The sequence below is a fragment of the Citrobacter sp. Cpo061 genome, from assembly GCF_030332845.1.
GTDB classification, from domain to species: domain Bacteria; phylum Pseudomonadota; class Gammaproteobacteria; order Enterobacterales; family Enterobacteriaceae; genus Citrobacter; species Citrobacter portucalensis.
In genome coordinates, this window is the sequence record NZ_JAOWHB010000043.1 from 433,828 (window position 1) to 444,573 (window position 10,746).

Annotated in this window: 9 protein-coding genes; 7 read left to right on the top strand and 2 right to left on the bottom strand. The window is 51.9% G+C overall.

All coding sequences use genetic code 11. The features are described 5' to 3' along the window. Positions 1 to 220: 220 nt before the first annotated feature. From kup to rbsR, 7 genes are all read left to right on the top strand, one after another. Positions 221 to 2,089 carry a low affinity potassium transporter Kup gene (gene kup / locus OGX97_RS14675; protein ID WP_003827003.1) on the top strand — a complete coding sequence of 623 codons (1,869 nt, stop codon included), beginning with the start codon at positions 221 to 223 and terminating at the stop codon, positions 2,087 to 2,089. A gap of 192 nt (positions 2,090 to 2,281) precedes the next feature. Continuing rightward, complete coding sequence (rbsD, locus tag OGX97_RS14680; RefSeq protein WP_003827001.1) at positions 2,282 to 2,701, top strand: D-ribose pyranase; 420 nt, start codon at positions 2,282 to 2,284, stop codon at positions 2,699 to 2,701. 7 nt (positions 2,702 to 2,708) lie between these two features. Next, a complete protein-coding gene (gene rbsA, locus OGX97_RS14685) occupies positions 2,709 to 4,214 on the top strand; it encodes a ribose ABC transporter ATP-binding protein RbsA (RefSeq protein ID WP_279850847.1) in 1,506 nt (501 codons plus the stop codon). 5 nt (positions 4,215 to 4,219) lie between these two features. Then, the gene (rbsC, locus tag OGX97_RS14690; protein ID WP_003826999.1) at positions 4,220 to 5,185 is read left to right on the top strand and encodes a ribose ABC transporter permease; all 966 of its coding nucleotides are present in this window, start codon (positions 4,220 to 4,222) and stop codon (positions 5,183 to 5,185) included. Positions 5,186 to 5,209: 24 nt separating this feature from the next. Beyond that, complete coding sequence (gene rbsB, locus OGX97_RS14695) at positions 5,210 to 6,100, top strand: ribose ABC transporter substrate-binding protein RbsB (protein ID WP_003023760.1); 891 nt, start codon at positions 5,210 to 5,212, stop codon at positions 6,098 to 6,100. A 141-nt stretch (positions 6,101 to 6,241) separates the two neighbouring features. Further along, positions 6,242 to 7,171, top strand: coding sequence for a ribokinase (rbsK, locus tag OGX97_RS14700; RefSeq protein ID WP_191215296.1), 930 nt, complete (start codon positions 6,242 to 6,244; stop codon positions 7,169 to 7,171). 3 nt (positions 7,172 to 7,174) lie between these two features. After that, positions 7,175 to 8,167, top strand: a complete 993-nt coding sequence (gene rbsR, locus OGX97_RS14705) for a ribose operon transcriptional repressor RbsR (RefSeq protein WP_003023757.1) — start codon at positions 7,175 to 7,177, stop codon at positions 8,165 to 8,167. On the opposite strand, the gene mdtD is transcribed toward rbsR, so the two are convergent. Further along, positions 8,133 to 9,560: a multidrug transporter subunit MdtD gene (gene mdtD, locus OGX97_RS14710; RefSeq protein WP_008786557.1), complete on the bottom strand. Its 1,428-nt coding sequence runs from the start codon at positions 9,558 to 9,560 to the stop codon at positions 8,133 to 8,135. The genes rbsR and mdtD overlap by 35 nt on opposite strands. Position 9,561: 1 nt before the next feature. Continuing rightward, positions 9,562 to 10,266: a FadR/GntR family transcriptional regulator gene (locus tag OGX97_RS14715; RefSeq protein ID WP_003023753.1), complete on the bottom strand. Its 705-nt coding sequence runs from the start codon at positions 10,264 to 10,266 to the stop codon at positions 9,562 to 9,564. Positions 10,267 to 10,746: the final 480 nt, after the last annotated feature.

The window sequence follows — 10,746 nt, forward strand, 5'->3', positions numbered from 1 at the left end:
TAATCTGGTCTCATTTAGGGGTACGATTTTGTGATTAATCGTGCATACTGTGCGCCTTTTTGTGGGCCAAGGGACGACGCACACATTTCTTATATATACACCAAATCAATCAAGCTGCACCAAGGCGGCAATGGAGTTTTCTTCTGGGATGGGGGGAATAACGAATGCAGCCCACACGGAGTGGCTTGAAAGATGATGTGTATAAACGAAAGACGAGTCTATGAGCACTGATAATAAACAATCATTGTCTGCGATTACCCTTGCGGCCATTGGGGTTGTCTACGGTGATATTGGTACCAGCCCACTTTATACGCTTCGTGAATGTTTGTCCGGCCAGTTTGGTTTTGGCGTTGAACGTGATGCCGTATTTGGTTTTCTCTCGCTGATTTTCTGGCTGCTGATCTTTGTTGTCTCCATTAAATACCTGACGTTTGTCATGCGCGCAGATAACGCCGGAGAAGGCGGGATCCTGACGCTGATGTCATTGGCCGGGCGTAATACCTCGGCGCGAACAACCTCCATGCTGGTCATTATGGGATTGATAGGCGGCAGCTTCTTCTATGGTGAAGTGGTGATTACGCCAGCCATTTCGGTGATGTCTGCAATTGAAGGTCTGGAGATAGTTGCCCCGCAACTGGATACCTGGATTGTTCCGCTCTCTATAATTGTGCTAACCCTACTGTTTTTGATTCAAAAACACGGTACCGGCATGGTCGGTAAGCTGTTTGCGCCGATTATGCTGCTATGGTTCCTGACGCTCGCGGTATTAGGTGTGCGCAGTATTATTGGCAATCCGGAAGTGCTGCAGGCGCTCAATCCGTATTGGGCGGTGCATTTCTTCCTCGAATTCAAAACGCTGTCCTTTATCGCGCTGGGTGCGGTGGTGCTGTCGATTACCGGTGTTGAAGCGCTGTATGCGGATATGGGCCACTTCGGTAAATTGCCGATTCGTCTGGCATGGTTCTCCGTGGTATTGCCTTCACTGGTGCTGAACTATTTTGGGCAGGGCGCGTTGCTGTTAAAGCATCCTGAAGCGATCAAAAACCCGTTTTTCCTGCTGGCGCCGGACTGGGCATTAATTCCATTGTTGATCCTCGCCGCGCTGGCAACGGTCATCGCCTCTCAGGCGGTTATCTCCGGCGTCTTCTCGCTGACGCGTCAGGCCGTACGTCTGGGGTATTTATCGCCGATGCGTATCATCCATACCTCGGAAATGGAATCGGGCCAGATCTACATTCCTTTCGTTAACTGGATGCTCTATTTTGCGGTAGTTATCGTGATAGTGAGCTTTGAACACTCCAGTAACCTTGCCGCGGCGTATGGGATTGCGGTAACGGGGACGATGGTACTGACTTCAATTCTGTCGACCACCGTGGCGCGCAAAAACTGGCACTGGAATAAATACTTCGTCTTCCTGATCCTGGTGGCGTTCTTGTGCGTCGATGTTCCGCTGTTCTCCGCGAACCTCGATAAGCTTATTTCCGGTGGTTGGCTGCCTCTGACGCTGGGTCTGGTGATGTTCACCATCATGACCACCTGGAAAAGCGAACGCTTCCGTCTGCTGCGTCGCATGCATGAACACGGTAACTCTCTGGAGGCGATGATTGCTTCTCTGGAGAAATCGCCACCGGTACGCGTGCCGGGAACGGCGGTGTATATGTCCCGCGCATTAAACGTCATCCCGTTTGCACTTCTGCACAACCTCAAGCATAACAAGGTGCTGCATGAGCGCGTTATTCTGCTGACGTTGCGTACGGAAGATGCGCCATACGTGCACAACGTGCGTAGGGTGCAGATTGAGCAGTTATCGCCCACCTTCTGGCGCGTGGTGGCCAGCTACGGCTGGCGCGAAACGCCGAACGTGGAGGAAGTGTTCCATCGCTGCGGCCTGGAAGGCTTAAGCTGTCGGATGATGGAAACGTCCTTCTTCATGTCGCATGAGTCGTTGATTGTAGGCAAGCGGCCATGGTACCTGCGTCTGCGCGGCAAGCTGTATCTGCTGCTACAGCGCAACGCGCTGCGCGCGCCGGACCAGTTTGAAATCCCACCGAACCGGGTTATTGAGCTTGGTACTCAGGTAGAGATTTAATCTCATCGACGCCCTCTTTCATCGCGAAAGGGGGCGTTTTGTTTTGCCCCTCTCAGTTTTCATTTCATCAAATGATAATCCTTGCGAAACGTTTCGATGGCGATCACATTTTCGTAACGTCGCGGTGGTTTTCTGTCCACTCTTCGCACTACACTTATCTCCAGCGAAACGTTTCGCTAGTGGGGAAAGAAAATGAAGAAAGGCACGGTACTCAACTCTGAAATTTCAACGGTGATCTCCCGTCTGGGGCATACCGATACGCTGGTGGTGTGTGATGCAGGTTTACCCATCCCGAACAGCACAACGCGTATTGATATGGCATTAACCCAGGGCGTACCTTCTTTTATGCAGGTACTGGATGTGGTCACACGTGAAATGCAGGTCGAGGCGGCCATTCTCGCGTCGGAAATTAAACAACATAATCCGCAACTCCACGAAACGTTGCTCAGCCACATTGAGCAACTGCAACAACACCAGGGAAACACCATAGAAATTCGTTACACCACGCATGAACAATTCAAAAAACAAACCGCAGACAGTCAGGCGGTAATTCGCAGCGGAGAATGTTCTCCGTATGCGAATATCATTCTCTGTGCTGGCGTCACGTTCTGAGGCCATCATGAACGCATTACTGCAACTCAAAGGGATCGATAAAGCGTTCCCGGGCGTAAAAGCGCTATCCGGCGCCGCGCTGAATGTCTACCCTGGCCGCGTGATGGCGCTGGTGGGCGAAAACGGCGCGGGCAAATCCACCATGATGAAAGTGCTGACCGGGATCTATACCCGTGATGCCGGTTCTTTATTGTGGCTGGGGAAAGAGACCACCTTTAACGGCCCGAAATCCTCCCAGGAAGCCGGAATCGGTATCATCCACCAGGAGCTGAACCTGATCCCGCAACTCACTATCGCCGAGAACATTTTTCTTGGCCGCGAGTTTGTGAATCGCTTTGGCAAAATTGACTGGAAGAAGATGTACGCCGAAGCCGATCTGCTGCTCGCCAAACTGAATCTGCGCTTTAAAAGCGACAGACTGGTTGGTGAGCTGTCGATTGGCGATCAGCAGATGGTCGAAATTGCCAAAGTGCTTAGCTTTGAATCGAAGGTCATCATTATGGATGAACCGACGGATGCCCTCACCGATACCGAAACCGAATCCCTGTTCCGCGTCATCGGCGAACTGAAATCCCAGGGACGCGGCATTGTCTATATTTCTCACCGTATGAAAGAGATCTTCGAGATTTGCGATGACGTAACCGTCTTCCGCGACGGGCAGTTTATTGCCGAACGTGAAGTTGCCTCGCTGACAGAAGACTCGCTGATTGAAATGATGGTGGGACGTAAGCTGGAAGATCAGTACCCGCGCCTGGAAAAAGCGCCGGGTGATATTCGCCTGAAGGTCGATAACCTGTGCGGTCCTGGCGTAAACGATGTTTCGTTCACGCTGCGTAAAGGCGAGATCCTTGGCGTATCCGGGCTGATGGGGGCCGGACGTACCGAACTGATGAAAGTATTGTACGGCGCATTGCCGCGCACCAGCGGTTACGTCACGCTTGATGGCCATGAAGTGGTTACCCGTTCGCCGCAGGATGGGTTGGCTAACGGCATCGTCTATATTTCTGAAGACCGTAAACGCGATGGCTTAGTGCTGGGCATGTCGGTGAAAGAGAACATGTCACTGACCGCGCTGCGTTATTTCAGCCGCGCCGGTGGAAGCCTGAAACATAAAGATGAGCAGCAGGCGGTGGGTGATTTTATTCGTCTGTTCAATGTTAAAACACCATCAATGGAACAGGCTATCGGCCTGCTTTCCGGTGGTAACCAGCAGAAAGTGGCGATTGCGCGCGGTCTGATGACCCGGCCAAAAGTGCTGATCCTTGATGAACCAACGCGCGGCGTTGACGTTGGGGCCAAGAAAGAAATCTATCAGCTTATCAACCAGTTTAAGGCTGACGGGCTGAGCATCATTCTGGTCTCCTCTGAGATGCCAGAAGTATTGGGCATGAGCGATCGAATTATCGTTATGCATGAAGGGCATCTCGGCGGTGAGTTCACTCGCGAGCAGGCCACTCAGGAAGTATTAATGGCTGCCGCTGTGGGCAAGCTTAATCGCGTGAATCAGGAGTAAAAAAGATGACTACCCAGGCTGTTTCTGGTCGCCGTTATTTCACTAAAGCATGGCTTCTGGAGCAAAAGTCGCTCATCGCTCTGTTAGTGCTGATCGCGATTGTTTCCACCATGAGCCCTAACTTTTTTACCGTTAATAACCTGTTCAACATTCTCCAGCAAACGTCGGTGAACGCCATCATGGCCGTTGGCATGACGCTGGTCATCCTGACGTCGGGTATCGATCTGTCCGTCGGTTCCTTGCTGGCGCTTACCGGCGCGGTTGCGGCTTCAATTGTAGGGATTGAGGTCAATGCGCTGGTGGCTGTTGCTGCAGCCCTGGCGCTCGGCGCTGCCATTGGCGCAGTCACCGGGGTGATTGTTGCGAAAGGCCGGGTGCAGGCGTTTATTGCAACGCTGGTGATGATGCTGCTGCTGCGCGGCGTGACCATGGTGTACACCAACGGCAGTCCGGTTAATACCGGGTTTACTGACAATGCCGATCTGTTTGGCTGGTTTGGTATTGGTCGTCCGTTAGGCATCCCTACGCCAGTGTGGATCATGGGGATTGTCTTCCTCGCGGCGTGGTACATGCTGCACCACACTCGTCTGGGCCGTTATATCTACGCGCTGGGCGGTAACGAAGCGGCAACGCGTTTGTCCGGTATCAGCGTCAGTAAAATCAAAATTATCGTTTACTCACTGTGCGGTCTGCTGGCATCGCTGGCGGGCATCATTGAAGTCGCGCGCCTCTCCTCTGCGCAACCAACAGCAGGTACTGGCTATGAGCTGGATGCTATCGCAGCGGTGGTGTTAGGCGGTACCAGCCTGGCGGGTGGTAAAGGACGTATTGTTGGGACGCTGATCGGCGCATTGATTCTTGGTTTCCTCAATAATGGTTTGAATTTGTTAGGTGTATCCTCCTATTACCAGATGATCGTCAAAGCGGTGGTGATTTTGCTGGCGGTACTGGTAGACAACAAAAAGCAGTAACAACGATTACAGGACATCTTAAATATGAACATGAAAAAACTGGCTACCCTGGTTTCTGCTGTTGCGCTGAGCGCCACCGTGAGCGCGAATGCGATGGCGAAAGATACCATTGCGCTGGTGGTCTCCACCCTCAACAACCCGTTCTTTGTTTCTCTGAAGGATGGGGCGCAAAAAGAGGCGGATAAGCTGGGTTACAACCTGGTGATTCTGGACTCGCAGAACAATCCGGCGAAAGAGCTGGCTAACGTTCAGGACTTAACGGTTCGTGGAACTAAAATTCTGCTGATCAACCCGACTGACTCTGATGCCGTTGGTAATGCTGTGAAGATGGCTAACCAGGCAAAAATTCCGGTTATTACCCTTGACCGTGTTGCCTCCAAAGGCGAAGTGGTAAGCCACATCGCGTCTGATAACGTGTTGGGTGGCAAAATTGCGGGTGATTACATCGCGAAGAAAGCAGGTGAAGGCGCGAAAGTTATCGAACTGCAAGGGATTGCCGGAACTTCAGCGGCGCGTGAGCGTGGCGAAGGTTTCCAGCAGGCCGTTGCGGCACACAAATTTAACGTACTGGCCAGCCAGCCGGCAGACTTCGACCGCACCAAAGGTCTGAACGTCATGCAGAACCTGCTGACCGCGCATCCTGATGTGCAGGCCGTATTTGCCCAGAACGATGAAATGGCGCTGGGTGCGCTGCGCGCACTGCAAACCGCGGGTAAATCTGATGTGATGGTGGTTGGATTTGACGGCACTCCAGATGGCGAAAAAGCAGTAAATGATGGCAAACTGGCTGCGACCATTGCTCAGTTGCCGGATCAGATCGGCGCGAAAGGCGTTGAGACTGCAGATAAAGTTCTGAAAGGCGAGAAGGTTCAGGCTAAATATCCGGTTGACCTGAAGCTGGTCATCAAGCAGTAATACCGATTCAGGTCGCTCGCGGCCTGATGGAGACATAAATACGCTATCCCCGTATCTGGTTTCGGGGATGAAAGCGTAAAAAGAAAAGCAGGGCACGCGCCACCCTAACCCGGTGGCGCACTTTGACTTGGAACACCAAATATGAAAACCGCAGGCAACCTCGTTGTTCTTGGCAGTATCAATGCCGATCACATCCTTAACCTTAACTCTTTCCCGACACCTGGTGAAACCGTAACAGGTAGCCATTATCAGGTCGCATTTGGCGGTAAAGGCGCAAATCAGGCTGTTGCTGCGGGTCGTAGTGGCGCGAATATCGCATTCATTGCCTGTACGGGCGATGATGATATTGGCGAAAGTGTGCGTAAACAGTTAGCCAAAGACAACATCGATATTGCGCCGATTAGCGTAATTTCGGGGGAATCGACCGGTGTGGCACTGATTTTTGTGAATGGTGAAGGTGAGAACGTTATCGGCATTCACGCCGGTGCAAACGCAGCTCTTTCGCCAGCGCTGGTGGAAGCACAGAGCGATCGCATTGCGCAGGCCTCCGCCTTACTGATGCAGTTAGAATCGCCGATCGAAAGCGTACTGACTGCAGCAAAGATTGCACATCAAAATAAGACCATGGTCGCCCTGAACCCGGCACCGGCTCGTGAACTTTCTGATGAACTGCTGGCGCTGGTGGATATTATTACCCCGAATGAAACCGAGGCTGAAAAGCTGACGGGGATCCGGGTCGAAAATGATGAAGACGCGGCCAAAGCGGCGCAGGCATTGCACGCTAAAGGTATCCATACTGTACTGATTACTTTAGGTAGTCGCGGTGTGTGGGCCAGCGTTAATGGTGAAGGTCAGCGTGTGCCCGGTTTTAAAGTGGAAGCCGTTGATACTATTGCCGCTGGAGACACCTTTAATGGCGCGTTAATTACAGCGTTGCTGGAAGAGACTCCGCTGCCTGAAGCGATCCGCTTTGCGCATGCCGCTGCGGCGATTGCGGTTACCCGTAAAGGCGCACAGCCTTCCGTTCCGTGGCGCGAAGAAATAGAAGCGTTTTTAAGTCAACAGAGGTAACGCTTGGCTACAATGAAGGACGTCGCCCGCCTGGCGGGTGTTTCCACGTCGACGGTTTCTCACGTCATTAATAAAGATCGCTTTGTCAGTGAGTCCGTCACTGACAAAGTAGAAGCTGCAATTAAAGCGCTTAACTACGCGCCCTCCGCGCTGGCGCGTAGCCTCAAGCTAAACCAGACCCGCACGATTGGCATGTTAATCACTGCCAGTACCAATCCCTTCTATTCTGAACTAGTGCGCGGCGTTGAACGTAGCTGTTTTGAGCGCGGCTACAGCCTGGTGCTGTGCAATACCGAAGGCGATGAACAGCGCATGAACCGTAACCTGGAAACCCTGATGCAAAAACGTGTGGACGGCTTGTTGCTGCTCTGCACCGAAACACATCAGCCTTCCAGAGAGATAATGCAGCGTTATCCTTCTATACCGACCGTGATGATGGACTGGTCGCCTTTTGATGGTGAAAGCGATCTGATTCAGGATAACTCCTTGCTGGGCGGGGATTTAGCCACACAACATCTTATCGAAAAAGGTTTTACGCGCATTGCCTGCATCACCGGGCCGCTGGATAAAACCCCGGCGCGTTTGCGTCTGGAAGGATATCGGGCAGCAATGAAGCGGGCAGGGTTGCCTGTCCCGGAAGGCTACGAGATTACCGGTGACTTTGAGTTCGGCGGCGGCTTTGAAGCTATGCAAACGTTGCTGTCGCATAAACAGCGACCGCAGGCCGTTTTTACCGGCAATGATGCAATGGCAGTTGGCGCGTATCAGGCTCTGTACCAGTCAGGATTGCGCATTCCGCAGGATATGGCTGTGGTGGGTTACGATGATATCGAGCTGGCGCGCTATATGACGCCGCCCCTGACGACCATCCACCAACCAAAAGATGAATTGGGCGAACTGGCCATCGATGTATTAATTCACCGGATGGCGCAGCCCGCATTACAGCAACAGCGTTTGCAGCTTACTCCTGTTCTGATGGAGCGGGGGTCGGTTTAGGTTTGTGCCGATCTTTGATCAGGTTACGTCCATCTTTGGCTTTTAGCAGCATGAACATCAGCGCGGATATTACCGTTATAGCGCCCATCGTCATAAAGGTGTAGTGGAACTGCTCGACCGTATTGGTTCCTTCCATACCTTCATAGATACGCAGAACGGCGGCGCTGATGGCAACCCCTAAACTGATTGATAACTGCTGAGTAACGGCCAATACGCTGTTGCCGCTGCTGGCGTTTTCATCGGTCAGATCCGCCAGAGTGATGGTATTCATTGAAGTAAACTGTGTGGACATCGCCATACCTAAAATGAACAACGGCAGGATTAGCATCCAGATCGGCATGGCAGGAGATTGCAAAGCGAACTGCGCAATCATCAGGCCGATAAATACCGTAACACCCACCAATGTGGTCCTGTAGCCGAGTTTGCGCAGTACCTGCGTCACCATGGATTTTGCCAGAATTGAACCTAACGCTGTTGGCGCCATCATGCAGCCGGCTATCAGAGCCGGATATCCAAATCCTACCTGCAACATCAGCGGCATTAAGAAGGGCACGCAGCCTGTGCCCAGGCGAGTGGCGAGGTTTCCGGCGATCCCAACAGAAAAGGTCCGAGTCTTAAATATCGGAAGCGATATCAGCGGCGTTGGGTGGCGACGCGCATGGCGAATATAGGCGAGTAGTAACAACACACTGGCAAGAATAATACCGAGTGCGACCCAGGTCTCGACAAGCTTCTCACCGAACAATTCAACGCCGCTGGAAAACAACACCAGGCTCAAACCAAACAGAAAGAAACCGGTCATATCAAAACCGCGGCGTGGCGTGGTGAAGTTCGGCATATATTTGCGGGCATAGAAGATACCGGCAATGCCAATTGGAATATTAATCAGGAAGATCCAGTGCCAACTGGCCCATGTAACCAGTACACCGCCCAATACCGGACCTAAAATCGGCCCCACAAGTCCTGGCATGGTGACGAAGTTAAGCACGGGAAGCAGTTCGCTGCGGGGGTAAGCACGCAATAACGCCAGACGGGCAACGGGCATCATCATGGCGCCACCGATCCCCTGAATGACACGGAAAATCACCAGCTCGCTTAAGGAACTGGACAGCGCACAGGCCAGCGATCCCAACGTAAACAGGCTAACGGCAATCATAAAGACGCGTCGGGTACCAAATCGGTCTGCCAGCCAACCACTTACCGGGATCAGCATCGCGACAGTCAGGGTATAGCTGATAATGGCCGACTGCATGGCGAGTGGAGAGCGGTTAAGACTATGTGCTATTGCGGGTAGGGCGGTATTGAGGATCGTGGCGTCTAGTGCCTGCATAAAAAAGGCCATGGCTGCTATCCACGGTAGCCCGGCCATACTGCGTGATTTCTTTTCTGACATATTATTTATCCGGTAGCACGTTCGGTGCTATCAGCAATGCCTGACAGGCAGCAAAGGCGCGATCGCCATCGTTATCATCTATTGCATCGACAATGGCCTGGTGCAAATCCAGTTTCACCACATCGTTATAGGTAATAGAGGTAAAGTAGGTCTGGTAAACCGAATGGAACAGAGATGCAAAGGAAATAAGGAACGGATTCGCACTCATTTCATAGATGTGCTCATGCCAGGCGATATCAACCTCAATCCAGCGTTCGCGTCTGAAGTTTCTTTTCAGCTCGACCATCTCTTCCATCAGCGTGTTGAGGTGCGCTTTCTGTTCAGCCGTACCTATAGTCGCTGCCAGTAAGCACGCCTGAGGCTCCAGGCTGATACGCATCACCAGAAAATGTTTAATGACCTGCGGGAAATTATCTTCTGTCATCCACCAGGTGAGCAGCTCCTGGTCAAGGAAGTTCCAGTTTGCTTGCGGCATGACGCGTGTACCAATACGTGGGCGCGGTAATACCATACCTTTTGCCGTTAATGTTTTTACTGCCTCTCTTACCGCGGTGCGACTCACGCCAAACTGATCGCCTAGCTCTATTTCGCCAGGCAATATCGCACCCGGTGCGTATTCACCTTTTAATATTCGCTGAGCCAGCTTTTCGGCCAGAACGTAGGACAAGTTTTTCTGTGCGGCTAGCTGTTGGGCATTTAACGGCATGAATGTTCTTCCTTACTCTTTTTCTTATTCATTAGTATGCCACCTGGAAGTGTGATTGCGGCTGCAAAAACGGCAATTTGCTTATTTTATGGCATGTTAATGGTTGTTTTGGTGAAAAAACACGCACTCGGAAAGTTATTTTAAATTTCCCCTTGTCAGCCTGAAATAACTCCCTATAATGCGCCTCCACTGACACGGAACAACGGATTACAAGCCGCCGGGTCAGCGGAGTTCCACTGAGAACTCCGGCGAAGAAAGCGAAATTAAATGCTTGACTTCGTAGCGGGATGGCGTAATATGCACACCCCGCGCCGCTGAGAAAAAGCGAAGCGGCACTGCTCTTTAACAATTTATCAGACAATCTGTGTGGGCACTCGAAGATACGGATTCTTAACGTCGCAAGACGAAAAATGAATACCAAGTCTCAACGAGTGAACACGTAATTCATTACGAAGTTTAATTCATTGAGCATCAAACTTT

What these genes read in the sequence shown, in the direction of transcription:
- rbsK (WP_191215296.1), top strand. Translation starts at nt 6,242, where the DNA reads ATGAAAACCGCAGGCAACCTCGTTGTTCTTGGCAGTATCAATGCCGAT.
- rbsB (WP_003023760.1), top strand. Translation starts at nt 5,210, where the DNA reads ATGAACATGAAAAAACTGGCTACCCTGGTTTCTGCTGTTGCGCTGAGC.
- rbsC (WP_003826999.1), top strand. Translation starts at nt 4,220, where the DNA reads ATGACTACCCAGGCTGTTTCTGGTCGCCGTTATTTCACTAAAGCATGG.
- rbsA (WP_279850847.1), top strand. Translation starts at nt 2,709, where the DNA reads ATGAACGCATTACTGCAACTCAAAGGGATCGATAAAGCGTTCCCGGGC.
- kup (WP_003827003.1), top strand. Translation starts at nt 221, where the DNA reads ATGAGCACTGATAATAAACAATCATTGTCTGCGATTACCCTTGCGGCC.
- rbsD (WP_003827001.1), top strand. Translation starts at nt 2,282, where the DNA reads ATGAAGAAAGGCACGGTACTCAACTCTGAAATTTCAACGGTGATCTCC.
- mdtD (WP_008786557.1), bottom strand. Translation starts at nt 9,560, where the DNA reads ATGTCAGAAAAGAAATCACGCAGTATGGCCGGGCTACCGTGGATAGCA.
- OGX97_RS14715 (WP_003023753.1), bottom strand. Translation starts at nt 10,266, where the DNA reads ATGCCGTTAAATGCCCAACAGCTAGCCGCACAGAAAAACTTGTCCTAC.